This is a genomic window from Kitasatospora sp. NPDC001540 (assembly GCF_042894345.1).
In the GTDB taxonomy this organism is placed as follows: Bacteria; Actinomycetota; Actinomycetes; order Streptomycetales; family Streptomycetaceae; genus Kitasatospora; species Kitasatospora phosalacinea_C.
Window position 1 is genome coordinate 22,545 of sequence record NZ_JBIAVO010000055.1, and the last position, 19,777, is coordinate 42,321.

The following is a 19,777-nucleotide window of genomic DNA, read 5'->3' on the forward strand; positions in this document are numbered from 1 at the left end:
GTCGTGAGCCTCCGCAACGACCACCCCCGCCCCTCCCGGCGCGGACGGGCGGGGTGGGAGGATGGTGACCATGGACGTTCTGCGCAGGAACAACGTGACGCTTCTCGGGCCCGTCGACGGGCCCGCGGTGGTGCTGGCCCACGGCTTCGGCTGTGACCAGAACATGTGGCGTCCGGTGGTGCCCGCCCTGGCGGAGCGTCACCGGGTGGTGCTGTTCGACTACGTGGGCTCGGGCGGGTCGGACCTGGCGGCCTGGGACCAGCGGCGGTACTCCTCGCTGCACGGCTACGCGCAGGACGCGGTGGAGGTGTGCGAGGAGCTGGGCCTGCGCGAGGCGGTGTTCGTGGGGCACTCGGTGAGCGCGATGGTGGGGGTGCTGGCGGCCGAGGCGGCGCCGGAGCGCATCGGTGCGCTGGTGCTGGTGACGCCCTCGCCGTGCTACGTGGACGACGAGGGGTACCGGGGCGGGTTCAGCGCCGAGGACATCGAGGAGCTGCTGACCACGCTGGAGTCGAACTACCTGGGCTGGTCCTCGGCCATGGCCCCGGTGATCATGGGCAACCCGGACCGGCCCGAGCTGGGCCGGGAGCTGACCAACAGCTTCTGCGCGACCGACCCCGACATCGCGCGGGTCTTCGCCCGCACCACGTTCCTGTCCGACAGCCGCGAGGACCTGAAGAAGGTGACGGTCCCCACGCTGGTGCTGGAGTGCACGCAGGACGTGATCGCACCCCGCGAGGTGGGCGCGTACGTGCACGCCGCGATCCCCGGCTCCCGGCTGGTCACCCTGGACGCCACCGGCCACTGCCCGCAGCTGAGCGCCCCCGAGGCCACCGCCCAAGCCGTCCTGGCGTTCCTGGACGGCCTGCGCTGATGGGCAGGGTCGGCGAGGACGCGGGCCCGCCCGACGGGCGCGCGGCCACCGACGCGGCGTTCGCCGCCCTGCTGGAGGACAGCGCCGAGGACCTCTACGAGCGGGCGCCCTGCGGCTACCTGTCGACGCTCATGGACGGCACCGTCGCCAAGATCAACGCCACCCTGCTGGGCTGGCTCGGGCTGGAGCGCGCCGAGGTGGTGGGCCGGATGCGCTTCACCGACCTGCTCACCGTCGGCGGGAAGCTGTACCACGAGACGCACTACGCCCCGCTGCTGCGCATGCAGGGCCAGGTGCACGGCATCGCCCTGGAGATGAAGGTCCGGGGCGGAGGGCGGCTGCCGACCCTGGTGTCCTCCGCCGTCAAGCACGGCGAGGACGGCGAGGCGTTGCTGATCCGCACCACCGTCTTCGACGCCTCCGACCGGCGCGCCTACGAAGCGCAACTGCTGCGCCGGCGCCAGGAGGCCGAGCAGGCCCGCGCCGAGGCCGAACGCGCCCGCGCCCAGGCGGACGCGGCCCTGCGGCAGGCGCAGACGGACCGGCAGCGGCTGACCGAGGCCCTCGGCGTCCTGCAGAAGTCCCTCCTGCCCTCCGCGCTACCCGCGGTTCCCGGCCTGGAGACGGCCGTCTCTTACCACACCGCCTCACCCGACCGGCTCGGCGGCGACTTCTACGACCTCTTCCCCGTCGGCGACCGGCGCTGGGCGTTCTTCCTCGGCGACGTGTGCGGCAAGGGCCCCCAGGCGGCCTCCCTCACCTCCCTGACCCGCTACACCCTGCGCGCCGCGGCCCTGCACGACCCCGAACCCGCCGCGGCGCTGCGCACGCTGAACGCGGTCCTGCACGAGCACTACACCGCCGCGGGTGACCCGAGGTACTGCACCGTCGTCTACGGCCTGCTGGAGGAGAGCGCGGACGGCCACGTCGCCGTCAAGGTCGCCTCCGGCGGCCACCCGCCGAGCCTGCTGCTGCGCGCCGACGGCCGCAGCGAGTTCCTGCCCACGCCCGGCGGCCTCCTGGTCGGGATCCTGCCCGAGGCGCCCTTCACCACCGCGACGACCGTCCTCGCCCCCGGCGACACCCTGCTGCTCTACACCGACGGGCTCACCGAGGCCCGCACCGGCCCCACCCGGGAGAGCCTCTTCGGCGACGAGGCCCTGCTCGCCTTCGCCGCCGACCGGGCACCCACCACGCCCGGCCGTCTCGTCGAAGCCCTGACCGGCCTGCTCAAGGGCTTCGGCGACGGCCTGGAGGACGACACCGCCCTCCTCGCCCTCGGCGTGAAGCCCACCCGCCCGGCCCGTCCGGTCCCCGACCCCGCACGCCGGGCCTCCTGACCGTCGTCGGCCTCGACCGGGCCCTCACCATCCGCCCGCCCACCGCCGCCGGGGCGCGCGCCGGTGGGTGCGCGCCCCGGCGGCGGCCGTGCGCTGGCCGCAAAACGAAGGATCCGTGGCCGCCGACACTCCTGCGGGTGACCGACGGCCCTGGACGGGCGACCGGACGCAGTAGGTTGCCCGGATCGGACGCGCCCGGTCCGACAGCTCCCCCTTCACCGCGCACGACGGTCGAGGCCCCGAGGCACCTCCACCCCCTAGAGAAGAGGCGGAAGCCCGTGTCCGCAGCCACGGCCCCCGGCCGACAGGACCCGACACGAAACGCCCTGGCCACCAGCGACCCCGAGCACTGGGCCCGCTCCGCCCGCTCCGCCCTCCACGCCACCCTGTGCCTCACCGCCCCGGCCCGCCGCACCGCCGGGCCCCCGTCCACCGGCCCGCTGGGCCTGGAGCACACCGCCGCCGGAGCCTTCGACGTGTGCGAGACCCGGCTGCCCGGCCGCTGGCTGCTCGAAGGCACGCCGGACCGCCTGATCGTCACCGAGGTCCTCGAAGGCCGCGTCCACTGCCTCGTCCCCGCCCAGGACGGGACCGGGCCGGGCCCGTGCACCGCGGGAGACGTCGTCCTGGCCGCCGTCCCCGGCATCCCGTTCACCCACTGCACCCGCGACCTGCGCACCCGCTCCTTCGCCCTGCCGATGCCCCTGCTGCACCACGCCGCCCGCGCCAGCGCCGGTCCCGGCCCGCTGGTCTTCCACACCCGCCGCGCCGACACCGGCGCCGCCCGCCTGCACTGGCACGCCACCACCGACTACCTCACCGGCCTGCTGCGCACCGGGCCCGGCTTCCTGACCGACCACCTCGCCGCGGGCGCCGGCCACCTGCTGGCCGCCGCCGTCCTGACCCTCTTCCCCAACACCCACACCGCCCCCGGCAGCACGCAGCGGCCGCACCTGCCCCCGTCCGTGCGCCGCGCGGCCGCCTTCGTCGAGCAGCACGCCGGTGAACCGATCACCCTCGCCGACATCGCCGCCCACGTCCACCTCACCCCCCGCGCCCTGCAGTACGCCTTCCGCCACCACCTCGGCACCTCCCCCCTCGCCCACCTGCGCGACGTGCGGCTCCACCGCGCCCACCTCGACCTCCTCGACGCCGACCCCTGCAGCGACACCGTCCACCGCATCGCCGCCCGCTGGGGCTTCCCCCACCCCAGCCGCTTCGCCGCCCGCTACCGGGCCGCCTACCACTGCGCGCCCAGCACCACCCTCGGCACCTGACGTCCGCCCGCCCGACCACCGGTCGGCCGGCGGCCGGGCGGGCGCGGACGGCGGATCAGTGCGGCCCGGCCGCCAGGCTCAGGAGCGCGCAGACGGTGCCCGTGGCGAGCAGGGCGGCGAGCACGCACCGGCGGCGCAGTCGGCGGTAGCGGTCCCGGTACTGCTCCCGCAGGCGGTCGCGGTCCTCCCGGAACTGTTCGAGTCGTCGTCGGGTGGCGGCCGTGTGGATCCGGGCGAAGTTGGCTTCCACGTCCGCGCGCTGGCCGTCCGTCAGCCACGGCAGCAGCGCGGAGAACTCGCCGGCCGCCTCCTGGGCGATCCGGGTCTGGGCCTGCCAGTACAGGTAGCCCTCGAGTCTGCGCAGGCCCGCCTCCGTGTCGGGTGCGGCTTCGGCGGGCAGGCGCCGCGTCCTGCCGGTGGCGGGTCGGTCGTTCATCGCTGCGCGCTCTCCCCGCCGGGGCCGCCTTGGTGGGCGGCGTCCTGGAGTTCGTCGGGGACCTCGGGGTGGTGCAGGTTGAAGGCCGGGGACTCGGAGCGGATCCGCGGCAGGGTGGTGAAGTTGTGCCGCGGCGGCGGGCAGGAGGTCGCCCACTCCAGCGAGCGGCCGTAGCCCCAGGGGTCGTCGACGCCGACCTTGGGCGCGTACCTGGCGGCCTTCCAGACGTTGTAGAGGAACGGCAGGATCGACAGGCCGAGCAGGAACGAGCCGATGGTCGAGACGGTGTTCAGGGTGGTGAAGCCGTCCGAGGCCAGGTAGTCGGCGTAGCGGCGCGGCATGCCCTCGGCGCCCAGCCAGTGCTGGACCAGGAAGGTGGTGTGGAAGCCGACGAACAGCGTCCAGAAGCAGATCTTGCCGAGGCGCTCGTCCAGCATCCTGCCGGTGAACTTGGGCCACCAGAAGTGGAAGCCGGCGAACATCGCGAAGACGACGGTGCCGAACACCACGTAGTGGAAGTGGGCGACGACGAAGTACGAGTCCGAGACGTGGAAGTCGATCGGCGGCGAGGCCAGCAGGACGCCGGTCAGGCCGCCGAACAGGAAGGTGACCAGGAAGCCGATCGACCAGAGCATCGGGGTCTCGAAGCTCAGCGAGCCCTTCCACATGGTGCCGATCCAGTTGAAGAACTTCACGCCGGTGGGCACGGCGATCAGGAAGGTCATGAAGGAGAAGAACGGCAGCAGCACCTGCCCGGTCACGAACATGTGGTGCGCCCAGACGGTGACCGACAGGCCCGCGATGGCGATGGTCGCGGCGATCAGGCCGGAGTAGCCGAACATCGGCTTGCGGGAGAACACCGGCAGGACTTCGGAGACGATGCCGAAGAACGGCAGCGCGATGATGTACACCTCCGGATGGCCGAAGAACCAGAACAGGTGCTGCCACAGGATCGGCCCGCCGTTCGTCGGGTCGAAGACGTGCGCCCCGAACTTGCGGTCCACCTCCAGGGCGAACAGCGCGGCCGCGAGGACCGGGAAGGCCAGCAGGACCAGCACCGAGGTCAGCAGCACGTTCCAGGTGAAGATCGACATCCGGAACATCGTCATGCCGGGCGCGCGCATGCAGATGATCGTGGTGATGAAGTTGACCGCGCCGAGGATGGTGCCGAAGCCGGAGAAGGCCAGACCCATCACCCACATGTCGCCGCTGATCCACGGGCTGTGGTCGGGGCCGGACAGCGGCGTGTAGGCGAACCAGCCGAAGTCGGCGGCCCCGTTCGGGGTGAGGAAGCCGGCCACCGCGATCAGCGAGCCGAACAGGTACAGCCAGTAGGCGAACATGTTCAGCCGGGGGAAGGCGACGTCGGGGGCGCCGATCTGGAGCGGCATGATCCAGTTGGTGAAGCCCGCGAACAGCGGGGTGGCGAACATCAGCAGCATGATCGTGCCGTGCATGGTGAACGCCTGGTTGAACTGCTCGTTCGACAGGATCTGCGTTCCCGGACGGGCCAGCTCGGCCCGCATGACCAGGGCCAGCACGCCGCCGACGAGGAAGAACGCGAACGAGGTTCCGAGGTACAGACTGCCGATCGTCTTGTGGTCGGTCGTGGTGATCCAGCGGATGATCGCGTGCCCGGGACGGGCCGGTGAGCGGGGTGCGGGTGCGGGCGCGGGCGGCGGGGCGTTGTCGGCGAGGACGGTCAAGGGAGACTCCTAGTCGGGGTGAACCCACCACCTCTAGCAGCGCCCCCGCGTCCGCCCCCGGCCGCGCGGCAGCGTGTCCGGGGACTCCTCGCCGGAAGGGCCGGTGTCTTCGTTTCCGGGCTGGCCGAGCGGTTCCGGAGCCCACCGGTCGGCGCGGGCGGGCCGGTACACCGGACGCCGCACCGGCAGCACCGCCGGCTACCGGGTGCGGCTGCGCCCCGGGGAGCCGGTCCGCCCCTCGGACCTGGAGCTCTGGCTGACCTCCCGCTGGCGCGCCTACACCCGTCACGCGGGCCTGCTCTGGGAGACCTCCGTGGACCACGAACCGTGGCCGCTGCGCGCCGCCACCTGCGAGGAGGCCGTCCAGGACCTCACCACCGCGGCCGGCCTGCCCGCCCCCGCCGGACCACCGCTGGCGCACTTCTCCAACGGCGTGCACCGGGTGCGCTTCGGCCCCCCGCGCCCCGCACGGGACCGCCGGGCCGGGACCTAGGAACCCGGGCGGTGGACGGTCAGTTCGCCGTACGCCGACAGGGCCGCGGACAGGTCGCCGGGTCGGTGCCGCAGGGTGGCGTCCAGGAAGGCGAGGGTGGCTGCGGCCGTCCGGCGCGGGCCGTCGGTGCGGCCGAGGGAGCCGACCAGGGAGGGGACGGGCGGCAGGTAGAGCGGGGCGTCGGTGAAGGTGAGGTGGGCGGCGCCGGGGACGGTGAGGCGGTAGCCGGTCGCGGTGCCGAGCGCGAGCACCCCGGTCAGGCGCGGCAGGTAGCGCGGGTCGGTGGCCGGGCCGAGGTCCTGGGTGAGGGCCAGGACCGGCTGCGGGAAGGGGCGCGGGTCGGGGTCGCGCGGGTAGCCGTCCAGGTCGACGACGGCGGCGAAGCGGTGGTCCCGGCGGGCGGCCCACAGGGCGGCGGCCCCGCCGAGGGAGTGGCCGGTCACCGCGGCCCGGCCGGTGTCCAGGCGTCCGGCCAGCGGGTCGCCGCCCGCGCCCCGGTCCAGGTCGCCCAGCCGGGTCAGGACGAAGCCCAGGTCCGCGGCCCGGACGTCCGCCGCCTCGACGGCCCGCGCCTCGTCCGCGGCGTCGTCGCCGGTGGAGGCGACCCGGGTGCCGACGGTGCGGCCGTCGGCGAGGACGACGGCCGCCGAGTCGTACGGGTGGTCCAGGGCTGCGACCAGGTAGCCGTGGCTGGCGAGCTCCTCCGCCCAGGCGGTGTTCTGCGTCCGCACGCCGCCCAGCCCGGGGGAGAACAGCACCACCGGGAACCGCCCCCCGTCGCGGGCCACCGGGGCGTCCGGCACCGCCCGGCTGCGGGCCGACGGGACGCCGTCGACCAGGAACCCGGGCAGTCCGGCGTAGCGGGCCAGCGCCGCGGAGACGGTGCGCGCCTCCTGTTCGGTGCGGCCGAGGTACCGGGCGCGCCGGGCGTCCGCGGGGGCGTCCTGCGCCGGGTACCAGAGCTGCACCACGACGGTGCGCCGGTCCGCGGGGTCGGGCGTGGCGGTCTCGGGACGGTCCGGGTCGGTCCACTGCACCACCCTCGTCCCGACCGCGAACGGGCCCGTCGGCGCGGGGAACTCCGGTACGGGGAACGCCCAGGCCGCCACCGGCCCCGCCGCCAGCAGCCCGGCACAGGCCAGCGACCCCGGCAGCGCCACCCACCACCGGGCCCGCCGCACCGGCCGACCCGCCCGCCCCCGCACCAGCGGGACGAGCGCGAACGGCAGCGCCAGCGCGGCCCCCGCCAGCACCGGCCACAGCTGCCAGCGCACCCCCACCACCCCCAGCCCGCCCGCCGACAGCACGCACAGCGCCCCCGCCGCGACCGTCACCGGCGGCCGGGCGGCGGGCGGCAGCCAGCGCGCCACCACCAGGGCGAGGGCGCTCAGCAGGACGAGGAACTCCAGGGGGGACAGCTGCGGTCCCGGCACGATCTCGGTCACCCGGCCATCGTCGGCGCGCGGCCGGCGCCGCCACATCGCCCTGCGGTCGCCACCCGCCCGCCCACCGCTCCACCCCCGGTCGCAGCCCCGCCCGCCGGACCGGCCGCCGCCCTGCGACCCGGGGAGGTGACCGCCCTCCTCCTGCGGTCGTACCCCGGCCCGGGCCGCTCCGACGCCGGGCCCATGCGCGGTCCCCGGCCCGCCGCCTACGGTGGCAGGACGGCGCCCGCGCGGAGGGCAACGGATCGACGAGGGCGGGGGAACGTGCGCGGCATCGCCGAACAGCTCGCGGGACCGGCGGGAGCCGGCGGCAGCCGCCCGTTGCGCCGCCCCGACGGGGTGCGGGCCCGGGCCCGGCTGCCGCGCGCGGCGGCGGAGGCGCTGCTGCCGGCGCTGCTCCTGCTGCACGTCGCGACCGCGTACCCGCCGGGGGAGCGGGCGGTGGCCGCCGCGCTCACGGTGGCGCTGGTGCTGCCGCTGCCGTGGCGGCGCCGGGCCCCGCGCGCGGTGTTCGGGGTGGTGGCGGCCGCTGCCTTCGTCCAGTGGCTGCTGGACGTCCAACTGCCTGCGGACGTCGCCCTGTTGGTGGCGCTGTACGCGGTGGCCGGGTACGCGGGGCGGCGGGCCGCGGCGGTCGCGGGGGCGGTGGTGGTGGGCGGGGCGTTGCTGGCCTGCCTGCGCTGGTCGGCGGGCGGGGCGTTCCCGGTGCTCTTCGTCGCGGTGACCGCGACGGCCCTGGTCGCCGCCCTGCTCGGGGTGAACGCGCGGACCGCGCGGGCCCACCTCGCGGTGCTGCGGGAGCGGGCCGAGCGGCTGGAGCGGCAGCAGGAGCAGCAGGCCAGGCTGGCCGTCGCCGAGGAACGGGCGCGGATCGCCCGCGAGGTGCACGACATCGTCAGCCACCACCTGTCCGTCATGGTCGCGCTGACCGACGCGGCCGTCCTCGCCCAGCCCCGGTCGCCGGAGCGGGCCACCGAGATGGTGCTGCGGGCCGCCGAGACCGGACGGCAGGCGCTGACCGACATGCGGCGCTCGCTGGGCGTGCTGCGGGCCGGGCCGCCGGGCGCGGCGTTGGGCGCGGAGCCGGACGTGGAGCCGGACGCGGAGCGCCACCCGCCGCCCGGGCTCGGCCAGTTGGCCGCCCTGGCCGACCGGATGTCCGCCGCCGGGCTGCCGACCCGCCTCGAACTCCGCGGCGACCCCGGGCGCGTCCCGGCGACCGCGCAGCTGACCGTCCACCGCCTGGTGCAGGAAGCCTTGACCAACACCTTCAAGCACGCGCCCCCCGGCACCCGCGCCGAGGTCCGGGTGCACTGCTCGCCCGGGGCCGTCACGGTCGACGTCACCGACGACGGCCCCGGCGCCCCCGCGTCCGGCACCTCCGCGTCCGGCCACGGCCTGCCCGGCATGCGCGAACGCGCCGCCGCCCACGGGGGCGAGCTGCGGGCCGGGCCGCTCCCGGGCGGCGGCTGGGGCGTGCACACCCGCCTCGTGCTCGGCGACGGCGACGGTCCCGGCGGCGACGACGGCGCGGCGGCGGACGCATGACGATCCGGATCCTGGTCGCCGACGACGAGGCGCTGCTCCGGCTGGCCTTCGGCACGATCCTGGACGCCCAGCCCGACATGACCCCGGTCGGCGAGGCCGCGGACGGCGCCGAGGCCGTCCGGCTGGCCCGGGAGCTGCGGCCCGACGTCGTGCTGATGGACGTCCGGATGCCCGGCACCGACGGCATCGAGGCGACCCGGCAACTGCTGCGGGCCGCCCCGGGCAGCCGGGTGCTGGTGCTCACCACCTTCGACCTCGACGCGTACGCGTACGCCGCGCTGGCCGCCGGGGCCTCCGGCTTCCTGCTGAAGAACACCCGGCCGGAGGAGCTGCTCGCCGCGGTGCGCAACGTCGCCGCGGGCGACGCGGCGCTCTCCCCGCGGGTCACCCGCCTGCTGCTGGAGAACGCCCGTCCGCACCTGCCCGACCCCGACGCCCCCGGCCCGGACCCGCGGCTGCGGCGCCTCACCCCGCGCGAGCACGAGGTGCTCGTCCAGGTGGGCCGCGGCCTGTCCAACGGCGAGATCGCGGACGTCCTGCACCTCGCCGAGGCCACCGTGAAGTCCCACCTGGGGCGGGTCCTGCAGAAGCTCGAACTCCGCGACCGGATCCAGGCGGTGGTCCTCGCCCACCACAACCGCCTCGTCCCCCCGGCCCGGTGACGCCCCGCCGGGCGGCGCGCGGCGTACGCTCGACCGGGGTGGGGCCGCAACGGGGGGACACCGACCGGGAGGAGACCCGTGGCAGAGACCGCCGACCCGTCCGCAGCGCCGTCCGTCGAGCCGTTCGCCGACCTGTACGCCGAGCTGGACCGCCGCAGCGCGGCCGCCGCCGAGCAGGTGATCGCCTGGCGCCGCCACCTGCACCGCCACCCCGAGCTGTCCAACCGGGAGGGCGCCACCGCCGCGCTGGTCGCCGAGCACCTGGCCGCGCTCGGCCTGGACGAGGTCCGCACCGGCATCGCCGGGCACGGCGTGGTCGGGGTGCTGCGCGGCGGCCGGGGCGGCGAGCGGGTGGTGGCGCTGCGGGCCGACACCGACGCGCTGCCGGTGGTCGACCTGTGCGGCACCGACTTCGCGTCCTCGACCGTGGACCGCGACTACCCCGGCGGCCCGTTCCCGGTCTCGCACGCCTGCGGCCACGACGGTCACACCGCGATGCTGCTCGGCGCCGCCACCGTCCTCGCCGGGGTGCGCGAACGGCTGCCCGGCACCGTGCTGTTCGTGTTCCAACCGGCCGAGGAGGGCCCGCCGGTCGGCGAAACCGGAGGGGCCCGCCGGATGCTCGCCGAACACGCCCTCGCCGACCCCGAACCCAGCATGGTGTTCGGCATGCACCTCACCCCGCTCCCCAAGGGCCACGTCGGCTACCGGGTCGGGAACCAGTACGCCGCCTCCTGCCTGGTCAAGATCACCGTGACCGGCCGCCAGGTGCACGGCTCCACCCCCTGGCAGGGCGTCGACCCGATGCCGCCCGCCGCCGCGATCGTCACCGGCATCGGCCAGCTCTACCGCCAGCTCGACGCCTACCACCCCGTCACCGTCACCATCGGCCACGTCGAGGACGTCGGGCGCTTCAACATCATCGGCGAGCACGTCACCCTCTGGGGCACCGTGCGCTGCGCCGTCGAGTCCGACATGGCCGACGTCCAGCGGCGCCTGACCCGCCTCGCCGAGCACACCGCCGAGGCGTACGGCTGCACCGCCACCGTCGAACACCTGCAGGACGTCCCCGCCGTCAACAACCGCCGGGAGTGGCTGGACGCCGCGCTGCCCTCGCTGCGCCGGGTGGTCGGCGCGGACCGCGTGCTGGAGACCTCCGCCACCCTCGGCTACGACGACGTCTCCGAGTTCGTCAACGCCCACGGCGGCCTGTACGTCATGCTCGGCGCCCAGGACACCGAACTCGACGCCGCGGGCACCCCCGTCCCCACCCCCGGCGGCCGCGGCCTCGTCCCCAACCACAACCCGCGCTTCTACCTGGACGACGACACCCTCCCGGTGGGCGTCCGGCTGCACGCCCACCTCGCCGTCGACCACCTGAACGGCCTACTGGTCCCGGCCACCGACTCCTGAAACTCCTTGGACACCGGGGGAGTTCACCTGCTGCAATGGGAGCCGGCCACCGCCGCGAACCGGGAGGGCGAGGATGGACGACGTCACGCTGCGCCTGTCGGTGCGCGACCTCACCGAGGCCGACCTGCCCTCCTGCGGCTGGGCGGGCTCGCCCAAGCACGTGCGCGAGCTCGTCCACCAGATCCGCCGCGCCGAGGCCGGCGAGGTCGACTACCTGGCGGTGTGCACCCCGGTCGGCCTCCCCGTCGCGATCGGCGGCGTCGACTACGTGCCCGCGCCCGGCGCGGGCACGCTCTGGCAGCTCGGCGTCCACCCCGCCCTGCAGTCCTGCGGGATCGGCACCCTGCTGATCCGCGCCGCCGAACACCGCATCACCGCCCGCGGCCTCACCACCGCCGAACTCGCCGTCGAGGACTCCAACCCCCGCGCCCGCGCCCTCTACGAACGCCTCGGCTACCGTCCCTTCGGCCACGCCCCCGACGGCTGGGACGTCGAGGACGAGGACGGCACGCTCCGCCGGTACGAGACGGTCTGCACCCTGATGCGCAAATCCCTGGCCTGACGGCTCCTCGCACCCGGAACGCCTTGGCCGCCGCCCGCCCGGGCGACTCCGTCAAGCCCTCAACCGCCGCTCCAACAGCGGCCGTTGACCGGCCAGCCAGGACTGCAACCGGTCCCAGCGGGACCAGCCGCCGTACGCCTCGAAATAGGCGGTGAACGCGGCGTCCCCGGCGGCGACCCGGCGGGCGACGAAGCCGCGGCAGACCGCGGTGGCCTGTTCCAGGACGGACGGCAGGGCGAGCCGGTCACCCGGTGGCAGGCCGTACGCGTCGGCGAACAGGGCCAGCCGGTGCGGTACTTCGAGGTGGGCGCGGTCGGTCTCGGCGGCCGTCGCCGGGTCCAGCACCGGCACCCAGTAGCGGGCCGCCAGGGCGACGTCCCAGAGCGGGCGGCCGGGGGCGGCGAAGTCGAAGTCGATCAGTGCGGCCGCCTCACCGGAGCGGAAGACCACGTTCTCCGCGCACACGTCGTTGTGGCACAGCAGCGGCCCGCCCTCCGGGTCGGCGAACTCCGTCGGCCAGTCGGCCGCCGGGTCGAACGGCGTCCGGGCGCTCGCCGCGTGCCAGCGGCGCAGCAGCCGGGCCACCGACACCAGCGCGTCCTCGCCCAGCGCCCACCCCGGGTACGGGGGCACCGCGACCTCCCCGGGCAGGAACTCCAGCCGCTCCCGGCCGTCCGCCACCGGCCCCAGCGGCACCGGCGCCCCCGCGAACCCGCCCGCCCGCAGCCGGGTCAGGAACCCGTGCAACGCCCCGGCGTGCGGCGGCGCGGGCCGCTCCACCGCGCGCCCGCGCCGCAGCACGGCGCCCGCGTTCGCCAGGCCGCCGGTCAGCAACTCCTCGTCGTCCATCCCCCGATCATCCCCGGTCATCCCCGATCAGCCTCCTCCGCGCGGGAGTTGCTCAGACCAGCCGGGCCGTGACCGTCTTCGCACGCTGGTACTCGCGCAGCGCCAGTACCGACAGGTCGGTGCCCGCGCCGGAGGAGCGGCGGCCGCTGTGCGGGAGTTCGGCGGACTGGGCGAGGTGGCAGTTGAGCCAGACCTCGCCGGCCGAGAGGCGGTCGGTGAGGGCCAGGCCGGTGGACAGGTCGGTGGTCCAGACGGAGGCGGCCAGCGCCTGCGGGACGGACTCGGCCAGCGCCACGGCCGCGTCCAGGGTCTCGGCGCGCTGGACGGTCAGCAGCGGGCCGAACACCTCCTGCACCACGGCCGGGTCGTCGTCGGGCAGGTCGGCCAGCACGGTCGCGGGCCGCCACAGCCCGTCACCGCGGCCGGGTGCGGTGTGCACGGCCTTCGCGCCGGAGGCGGCCACGATCCGGTCGTAACGGGCCGCCTGGTCGGGGTTGTTGAGCGGCCCGAAGTCCCGTCCGGAGTGCCGCTCGGCCATCGCCGCGGCCAGCTCGGCCACCGCCCGCTCGTACCCCGGCCCCAGCACGATCACCCGGGCGGGCGCCGCGCAGCTCTGCCCGGCGTTGTACGTGCAGGCGGCGGCGAGCTGCCGCCAGGTGTCGGCGGGGGCGTCGGGCAGCACCAGCACCGGGCTGTTGCCGCCCAGTTCGAGGCTGACGGGGGTGAGCCCGGCGCGGGCGGCCACGTCCGCGCCGCCCGCCGGGCTCCCGGTGAAGGCGATCAGGTCGCAGCCCGCGCCGACCAGCAGGCGGCCGGTCTCCCGGTCGCCCGGCAGCGCGGTCAACACGCCCGGCCCCAGGGCCTGTTCGGCGTGCTCGGCGAGCAGCAGGGCGCTGTCGGGGGTGGTCTCCGCGGGCTTGAGGACCACCGGGTTGCCCGCGGCCAGCGCGGGCGCGCAGCGCCAACCGGCCATCAGCAGCGGGTAGTTCCACGGCACCACGGCCGCCACCACGCCGACCGGCTCCCAGCGCACCCAACTCTGGTGCCCGGCCAGGTAGTCACCGGCGGCGGGCGCGGTCGCGGCCCGCGCCGCACCGCCGTAGAACCGGAACAGGTCGGCCACCTCGGCGACTTCGTCCGAAGCCTCGGCGGACGGCTTCCCGGTGCCCGCGCACTCGGCCGCCACGTACGCGTCCGCGTGCCGCTCGATCAGCTCCGCGAGCGCGGCCAGCCGCCGCTGCCGCTCGCGCGGGGTCAGCGCGGCCCACCCGGTCCGGGCGGACCGGGCGGCGGACACCGCGGCCGCCACCTCGTCGTCCCGGCCGGGCCGCCGGGTGCCGCGCACCTCGCCGGTGCGGGGGTCGATCAGTTCCATCAGCAGTTCTCCGTCACAAGTCGTAGGCACGCAGCCAGAGTTCGAGGGTGAGCAGCAGCCACAGCTTGCCGCCCTGGCGGGGCAGCAGCAGGCCGCCGCCGCGCATCCAGGTCTCCACGGTGTCGGCCCGGAACAGGCCGCGGGCCCGGGCGGTCGGGCCCAGCAGCAGGTCGGCGGCCAGTTCGCTGAGCGGGCCGCGCAGCCACTGCTGCACCGGCACCCGCATGCCGCTCTTGGGCCGGTAGGTGACGGTGCCGGGCAGCAGGTCCCGCACCGCCTCCTTGAGGATCCACTTCTCCTCGGTGCCGTGCAGCTTGAGCGCGGGAGGGGTGGCGAAGGCGTGGTCCACCACCCGCCGGTCGAACAGCGGCGAGCGCCCCTGCACGCCCTGCGAGGCGGTCAGCCGCTCCACCTTGGTCAGGATGTGGTGCGCGCCCTTGGTCCGCAGGTTGCAGTGCAGCAACTGGTCCAGCAGCGACGGCATCCGGTGGTCCGACAGGTACGGCTCGACGTGCCGCCGCGGGTGCGGGGCCGCCTCCAGCGCGGCCAGCGCCTCCCCGGTGAGCAGCACCGGCAGGTCCTCCCAGCACTTGCGGTAGGTGTGCAGGTAGGCGTCGGCCCGGGCCCGCGCCGCACCGTCCTCCCGCATCAGCTCGAACACCAGCATCGGCAGGTTCTTCGGCCCGCCGAACACCGGGTCGCCGCCCTCGCCGTTCAGCGACACCGCGATCCCGTCGCCCGCCACCGCCTCCGCCAGCATCAGGTTCGGCACCGTCAGCGGGTCCCCGACCGGACTGTCCAGCAGCGCCACGGTGTCCGCCAGCCGCGCCGCGACCTGCTCCCCGGGCACCGTCAGCACCCGGTGCGCCGTCCCGCAGTGCGCCGCCACCAGCCCCGAGTAGCCCAGCTCGTTGGGCAGTTCGGAGCCGAAGCTGATCGAGTACGTGCGCACCGTCCCCGGGTGCAGGCGGGCGGCCAGCGCCGTCACCAGCGAGCTGTCCACCCCGCCGGACAGCAGCACCGCCACCTCCCGCCCGCCTTCCGGCAGCCGTCGGGACACCGCCTGCTCCAGCAACTCCCGGAGCAAGTCGGCATACTGACGATAAGTCAGTTCGCCGCCCACCGACCCGGCCCGCGGCTCCCAGAACACCTCCACGTCCACCCGCCCGTCCGGCCGCAGCCGGGTGACCCGGCCGGGCAGCAGCTCGTGGACGCCGCGCAGCAGGGTCTCCTCGCCCGGCAGGTAGGCGAAGGTCAGGAAGGAGCGCACCGCCGCCAGGTCCAGCCCGGTGTCCACGTCCGGCCGCTTCCGCAGCGCCCGCAGCGAACTGGACGCCGCCCAACCACCGTCGCCCGTCCGGCAGTGGAACGCGGTGCGGGCGCCGACGTGGTCGCGCACCAGCACCAGGTCCGGCCCGTCCAGCACCGCCAGGGTGAACATCCCGTCCGCGGCCCGCAGCCCGTCCGCGCCCAGCGCCAGCCAGCAGCGCAGCAGCAACTCCCCGTCCGGGCAGGACGGTTCGGCCGGACGCCCGGCGGCGGACAGCGCGGCCAGCAGCTCGCCCCGGTTGTGCAGCGTCACCTCGCCGACCGCGGTGCGCCCGTCCACCGTGAACGGCCCGTCCGCGTACCCCGGCACCCCGGCCAGCAGGGACGCCGACACCTGCCGCCCCGCCGCCTCGAACGGCCCGGCCACCAGGCCGGGTTCGGGGGTGCGGGCCGGGGCGGGCAGCGAACTGACCGCGTAGCGGGCCGGACGGTGCGGGGCCGCGCGGCGGTGGTCGGCGGTGCGGACGGTCGTCTCCGGTCGCTGCTCAGCCAAAGTCGTCCCCGTCCCAGCCGTCGTCCAGCGGGTCGCCGCCGTCGGCGCCGTCCCCGGCGCTCCCGAACCCGTCCGCGTCGAACCCGTCGTCGCCCCGGTGGTCGTCCCGGTCGTCCCCGTCGTCGAAGTCGCCGTCCCCGCCACTGCCGCCGTCCCCGCCGCCGTCACCCCCGGAGCGGGCGCGTTCGGCCGCCTGGCGGCGCAGTTCCTCCTCCTCGTCGTCGGAGAGGAACTCGGGCGCGTAGTGCGCGGCGGCGATGCCCGCGCCCAGGCCGAGGGCGCCGAGCACCACGCCGACCCGGCCCGGGAACGAGCTGCGGTTGACCAGCACGTACCGGCCCTGCCCCCACACCGTGCGGCCGTAGCCGATGTCGCGGCCGTAGCCGACCCGGCCGTCCGCGTGGACGCGCTTGACCAGGTCGCGGCCCAGCCGCTCGTCGGTGCCGGAGTCGCCCCGGTCGTCGCGCCAGTGGATCCGGCCGTCGCCGCCGCGGCTGCGCCATTCGCTGCGGCCGTCGGAGTACCTGCGGTGCACCGTGTCGTCGGCCAACAGCTCGTCGCTGTAGGTGATTTCGGGTGGCTGCGTCATCGTCCTCGTCCTCGGGGGGTCAGGGCGTCGGCCAGGTCAGGAAGCCGGTGTCACGGGCCCGGGTGGGCGCGGCCGGACGGGCGGGCGGGGCGAAGCCGCCGCCGCGGACGGTGCGCAGCACGGTCCGCAGCAGCCGGGCCGGGCGGACGGCGGCCAGCTCGGCGACCCGCCCGCCCGCCAGCCAGAGCCGCTCGGCGTCGGGCAGCTCCGCGGGCAACTCCCCGACCGCGCACCGGGGGTGGCCGGACAGCGCGGCCAGGTGCAGGGCGGCGGCGTGCCGCGGCAGCAGCCCTGCGGTGCGCACCTGCAGCCGCGGCCCGGCGTGCTCGCGCACCCGCAGGAACAGCGCCAGCCCCGCCGGGGAGGCGTCGTGCAGCACGTGCACCACCGCCCCGTCGGCCCGCCGCACCGCGGCCAGCAGCCGCTCGTCCAGCGGCAACCGCTCCGGGGTCAGGACCGGGCAGGCCCCCTCCAGGTGCAGCCGGTTGGCCAGCAGCATGCCCGCGATCCCCGGGTCCTGGCAGACCAGCAGCCGGGGGAAGGCGTAGTCGTACAGGTCGCCCTCCGGCCCCGGCCGGTGCGGCGGTGCGGCCGGGGCGTCCGGCAGGACGTCCAGCTCGGGGCGGCGGGCGAGCGCGGCCGCGAACCGGGCCTCGGACAGCAACGGCCGGGTGGTGTACCGCAGCCGGTGCGGGCCGCGGTGCAGCGAGAACAGCACCCGGTCCGTCTCGTAGTACAACTGCCTTGCCGTGTAGGCGAGTTGGCCTGGTCGGGCGCAGCGTTCGGCGGCCTGCCGCAGGGCTCGGTCGAGCAGCCGCTCAGGGATCGGGATCATCGACCGCCGTCCTTCGGGTGGGGAGCCGGGGCGTCGGAGGCGGCGCGCGGGGCGGGGACGGCCTGCGGCCAGGTGAGGAAGCCGATCCGCTCGGCCCGTCGCCGGGTCTCGGCCGCGCTCTCGGCCGGACGCTCGGCCGGGCTCGTCGCCTTGGTCAGCGCGACGGGCGGGGCGGCCGCGACCGGCGGGGCGGCGAGGGCCCGCTCGACGGCCTTGTCCAGCAGCGCCATCAGCTTCACGGGCGGCAGGGCGATCAGCGGCGAGGACCAGCCGTCGCAGAGCCAGTCCCGCTCCTTCTCCGGCAGGCGCTGCCACGCCCGGGAGTCGGCCAGGGCGGCCGACGGCTCCTGCCGCGGCCTGCTCGCGTCGCGCAGCCGGACCATCCGCGCGGGCGGCTCGACGGAGCGCGGCAGCAGCCCGCAGTCCACCACCCGGTGGCCCGTGAACTGCGCCCGCAGCTCCACCGCCCGGACCAGCGCGGCCAGCGACAGGTCGCGCACCAGCACCACGGGCAGCCCGTCCGGAACCTGCTCGGGCTCCTGCAGCAGCAGCACCCCGTGGCGCTCGGCGAAGCCGTTGGCCCGCAGGAACGCGACCACGCCCGGCAGTTCGCACAGCACCACGACCCGGGGATCCTTCGGCCGGGCGAAGGCGGCCGCGGACGGGGCGCCGTCCACCAGCCCGTCCGGCAGCGACCCGTACACCCGGAGCCAGCGGGGGACGACCCGCTGCCGGAAGGTGGTGAGCGTGATCGAGTGCCGGAACGGCTGCGGCGGCCGGTAGCGGCCGGAATTGCGGAACTGCCGGTAGGACCGCCAGCCGAAGAAGAGCGCGGGCAGGCCGAGCAGCAGGTGGGCGAGGCCGCCGATGCCGACGGCCAGCGAGGCCGTGACGACGGTGAGCACCCCCAGCACCGTTCCGGCGGTCACGCTGCCGCTCCGCTCCTGACCGGTCGGGAAGCGGTACAGGCGGCGCTCGTTCATCCAGTACAGCTGCTCGACGGTGATCCGCAGCCCGTCGGGGGCGGACTTCGCCACCAGCTCGCGGAACTTCAGGTCGTGCAGGCGCCCCGGTTCGACCTTCGGGTCGAGTGCGAACACCTTCCGGCAGTGCGAGCAGGTGTGGCCGGTGCGCTCCCGCTGGCGGCGGTTGCGGCGGCAGTGCGGGCAGATCATCGGGCGTCCTCCCAGGTCGACGGGCGTCCTCGGTCGGGCAAGGGAACGGGGCGGCGGAGCGGGCGACGGAGCGGGCGGCGCAACGGGCGGGGGAGTGGTGGACGGGCGGGAGCGCCGTGGTCGGACACCCGCTCAGACGCGGACGACAGCCGGAGCGTTGCACCGGACGCGGGCGCGGGCGCCACCTGCGCCTCCCCCCGGACGCCTCGGCGGCCGCCTCACCGGCCCCCGTCCTCCAGCGCGGCCGCCGCCAGCCGCAGCCGGTGCGCGACCCGCTCCCGGAGGGTGACCGTACCCGGCCGCCGGGCGGCCGTCACCTCCCGCAGCGCGGCGGCGAGTTCGGGGTCGCCGCGCCGCTCGGCGGCCTCCGCGGTGATCGCGTAGTCCTCGTGGTCGATGCCGTAGCCGGTGTTCGCCGCCAGGATCGCCAGCCGCTCGCCGCCCCGGTTGCCGAAGGAGTGCGGCATCAGCTCGGGGATCCGGATCAGCGTGCCCGGCACGAGCCGGACCTCCACCACCCGGCGCCGCCGCGCGTCGTACAGGCCGCAGGAGGCCGGGCCCAGCGCCAGCACCAGGTGCTCACCGCCGTGCGCGTGCGGGGTGAACGCGCTGTGCGGGGCGACCAGGCCCAGCTTGTAGGTGGCGTTCGACGGGCGCTCCGGGGAGGTCGCGGCGTCCCCGATGAAGTAGTGCGCCCACTGCCGGTCGTCGATGAAGCGCAGCAGCCCGCTGTCCGGGTCCTGCGGGCCGAGCTCGCGCCCGCCGGTGCGGTCCGCGCGCAGCACCCGCCCGTCCGGGCGCAGCCGGTACAGCTCCGCGCCGTCCGGCAGCCCGGACGCCAGCCGCTCCAGGGCCCGCAGCCCCCCGTGCTTCGCCATCAACGTCCCCCCGGTCGGTGTTCGCCGTGATGCTACCCGGGCTGCCGGGGGCGCTGACCAGCGGGATACTCGAACGGACGCCGAACTCTGCGGAGGTGAGAGCGATGTCCACGATCGCTGCCGGAACGCCGCGTCCCGGCCCGTTCCACCGGCTGGTCGCCCTGCTGACCGCCAAGCACAACTCCTCGCTGGTCCTCCTGCTCGGGCTGTCGCTCGGCCTCGGCCTGGTCGCGGCGCAGATCAACCAGCTCTGGCTACTGATCGTGTTCTCGGTGGTGTGGGCCGTCACCATCGTCGCGTTCGTCGCCCAGTTCATCGGCCGCCACGAACACGCCCACCCGCACGCCCGTGCCGCTTGACCTGCGGTGACGGGGCGGGGGGGGGGCGGGGGGGGCCCCCCCCCCGCCCCCCCCCCCCCCCCCCCCCCCGCCGCCCCCCCCACCCCGCCCCCCGGCCCCCCCCCCCCCCGGGGTCGTTGCAGTACAACCGGAAGGCCTG

The 19,777-nt window shown here is 75.9% G+C and carries 19 protein-coding genes; 9 read left to right on the top strand and 10 right to left on the bottom strand.

Annotation, left to right across the window (positions count from 1 at the left end):
- Window positions 1-70: 70 nt before the first annotated feature.
- From ACFY00_RS36060 to ACFY00_RS36070, 3 genes are all read left to right on the top strand, one after another.
- Window positions 71-874 carry an alpha/beta fold hydrolase gene (locus ACFY00_RS36060; RefSeq protein ID WP_388037908.1) on the top strand — a complete coding sequence of 268 codons (804 nt, stop codon included), beginning with the start codon at window positions 71-73 and terminating at the stop codon, window positions 872-874.
- Window positions 874-2,214 (top strand): PP2C family protein-serine/threonine phosphatase, encoded by a 1,341-nt coding sequence (locus ACFY00_RS36065; protein ID WP_388037911.1) that lies wholly within the window; start codon window positions 874-876, stop codon window positions 2,212-2,214. The genes ACFY00_RS36060 and ACFY00_RS36065 overlap by 1 nt, the downstream gene beginning before the upstream one ends.
- 278 nt (window positions 2,215-2,492) lie before the next feature.
- Window positions 2,493-3,491, top strand: coding sequence for a helix-turn-helix transcriptional regulator (locus ACFY00_RS36070; protein ID WP_388037914.1), 999 nt, complete (start codon window positions 2,493-2,495; stop codon window positions 3,489-3,491).
- Between the two features lie 55 nt (window positions 3,492-3,546).
- Here ACFY00_RS36070 and ACFY00_RS36075 read toward each other — a convergent pair whose 3' ends face one another.
- Both ACFY00_RS36075 and ctaD read right to left on the bottom strand, forming a co-directional pair.
- The gene (locus tag ACFY00_RS36075; RefSeq protein ID WP_388037917.1) at window positions 3,547-3,927 is read right to left on the bottom strand and encodes a hypothetical protein; all 381 of its coding nucleotides are present in this window, start codon (window positions 3,925-3,927) and stop codon (window positions 3,547-3,549) included.
- On the bottom strand, window positions 3,924-5,633 hold the full coding sequence (gene ctaD, locus ACFY00_RS36080; protein WP_388037919.1) for a cytochrome c oxidase subunit I: 1,710 nt from the start codon (window positions 5,631-5,633) through the stop codon (window positions 3,924-3,926). The genes ACFY00_RS36075 and ctaD overlap by 4 nt, the downstream gene beginning before the upstream one ends.
- Window positions 5,634-5,736: 103 nt before the next feature.
- Between ctaD and ACFY00_RS36085 the strand changes: the two genes are divergently transcribed.
- Window positions 5,737-6,126: a DUF2071 domain-containing protein gene (locus ACFY00_RS36085; RefSeq protein WP_388037922.1), complete on the top strand. Its 390-nt coding sequence runs from the start codon at window positions 5,737-5,739 to the stop codon at window positions 6,124-6,126.
- Here the strand turns inward: ACFY00_RS36085 and ACFY00_RS36090 are convergent.
- The gene (locus tag ACFY00_RS36090; protein WP_388037925.1) at window positions 6,123-7,607 is read right to left on the bottom strand and encodes an alpha/beta hydrolase family protein; all 1,485 of its coding nucleotides are present in this window, start codon (window positions 7,605-7,607) and stop codon (window positions 6,123-6,125) included. The genes ACFY00_RS36085 and ACFY00_RS36090 overlap by 4 nt on opposite strands.
- Before the next feature lie 228 nt (window positions 7,608-7,835).
- On the opposite strand from ACFY00_RS36090, the gene ACFY00_RS36095 reads away from it, so the two are divergent.
- The 4 genes from ACFY00_RS36095 to ACFY00_RS36110 all read left to right on the top strand — a co-directional run bounded on the left by ACFY00_RS36095 (window position 7,836) and on the right by ACFY00_RS36110 (window position 11,756).
- Window positions 7,836-9,119 carry a sensor histidine kinase gene (locus tag ACFY00_RS36095; RefSeq protein WP_388037928.1) on the top strand — a complete coding sequence of 428 codons (1,284 nt, stop codon included), beginning with the start codon at window positions 7,836-7,838 and terminating at the stop codon, window positions 9,117-9,119.
- Window positions 9,116-9,781: a response regulator gene (locus ACFY00_RS36100; RefSeq protein WP_388037930.1), complete on the top strand. Its 666-nt coding sequence runs from the start codon at window positions 9,116-9,118 to the stop codon at window positions 9,779-9,781. Before ACFY00_RS36095 ends, ACFY00_RS36100 begins: the two co-directional genes overlap by 4 nt.
- Before the next feature lie 78 nt (window positions 9,782-9,859).
- Window positions 9,860-11,194 carry an amidohydrolase gene (locus ACFY00_RS36105; RefSeq protein ID WP_388037933.1) on the top strand — a complete coding sequence of 445 codons (1,335 nt, stop codon included), beginning with the start codon at window positions 9,860-9,862 and terminating at the stop codon, window positions 11,192-11,194.
- Window positions 11,195-11,267: 73 nt separating this feature from the next.
- Complete coding sequence (locus ACFY00_RS36110) at window positions 11,268-11,756, top strand: GNAT family N-acetyltransferase (protein ID WP_388037936.1); 489 nt, start codon at window positions 11,268-11,270, stop codon at window positions 11,754-11,756.
- A 51-nt stretch (window positions 11,757-11,807) separates the two neighbouring features.
- On the opposite strand, the gene ACFY00_RS36115 is transcribed toward ACFY00_RS36110, so the two are convergent.
- The 7 genes from ACFY00_RS36115 to ACFY00_RS36145 all read right to left on the bottom strand — a co-directional run bounded on the left by ACFY00_RS36115 (window position 11,808) and on the right by ACFY00_RS36145 (window position 19,279).
- Window positions 11,808-12,605 (bottom strand): phosphotransferase, encoded by a 798-nt coding sequence (locus tag ACFY00_RS36115; RefSeq protein ID WP_388037939.1) that lies wholly within the window; start codon window positions 12,603-12,605, stop codon window positions 11,808-11,810.
- A gap of 52 nt (window positions 12,606-12,657) precedes the next feature.
- A complete protein-coding gene (locus ACFY00_RS36120) occupies window positions 12,658-13,980 on the bottom strand; it encodes an aldehyde dehydrogenase family protein (protein WP_388037942.1) in 1,323 nt (440 codons plus the stop codon).
- Window positions 13,981-13,993: 13 nt separating this feature from the next.
- A complete protein-coding gene (locus ACFY00_RS36125) occupies window positions 13,994-15,802 on the bottom strand; it encodes an asparagine synthetase B family protein (protein WP_388037945.1) in 1,809 nt (602 codons plus the stop codon).
- Complete coding sequence (locus ACFY00_RS36130; RefSeq protein ID WP_388037947.1) at window positions 15,795-16,391, bottom strand: hypothetical protein; 597 nt, start codon at window positions 16,389-16,391, stop codon at window positions 15,795-15,797. Before ACFY00_RS36130 ends, ACFY00_RS36125 begins: the two co-directional genes overlap by 8 nt.
- Window positions 16,392-16,410: 19 nt before the next feature.
- Window positions 16,411-17,226: a hypothetical protein gene (locus ACFY00_RS36135; protein ID WP_388037950.1), complete on the bottom strand. Its 816-nt coding sequence runs from the start codon at window positions 17,224-17,226 to the stop codon at window positions 16,411-16,413.
- A complete protein-coding gene (locus ACFY00_RS36140; RefSeq protein WP_388037953.1) occupies window positions 17,223-18,401 on the bottom strand; it encodes a hypothetical protein in 1,179 nt (392 codons plus the stop codon). Before ACFY00_RS36140 ends, ACFY00_RS36135 begins: the two co-directional genes overlap by 4 nt.
- 218 nt (window positions 18,402-18,619) lie before the next feature.
- Complete coding sequence (locus tag ACFY00_RS36145) at window positions 18,620-19,279, bottom strand: cupin domain-containing protein (RefSeq protein ID WP_388037956.1); 660 nt, start codon at window positions 19,277-19,279, stop codon at window positions 18,620-18,622.
- A 104-nt stretch (window positions 19,280-19,383) separates the two neighbouring features.
- On the opposite strand from ACFY00_RS36145, the gene ACFY00_RS36150 reads away from it, so the two are divergent.
- On the top strand, window positions 19,384-19,638 hold the full coding sequence (locus ACFY00_RS36150) for a hypothetical protein (protein ID WP_388037958.1): 255 nt from the start codon (window positions 19,384-19,386) through the stop codon (window positions 19,636-19,638).
- Window positions 19,639-19,777: the final 139 nt, after the last annotated feature.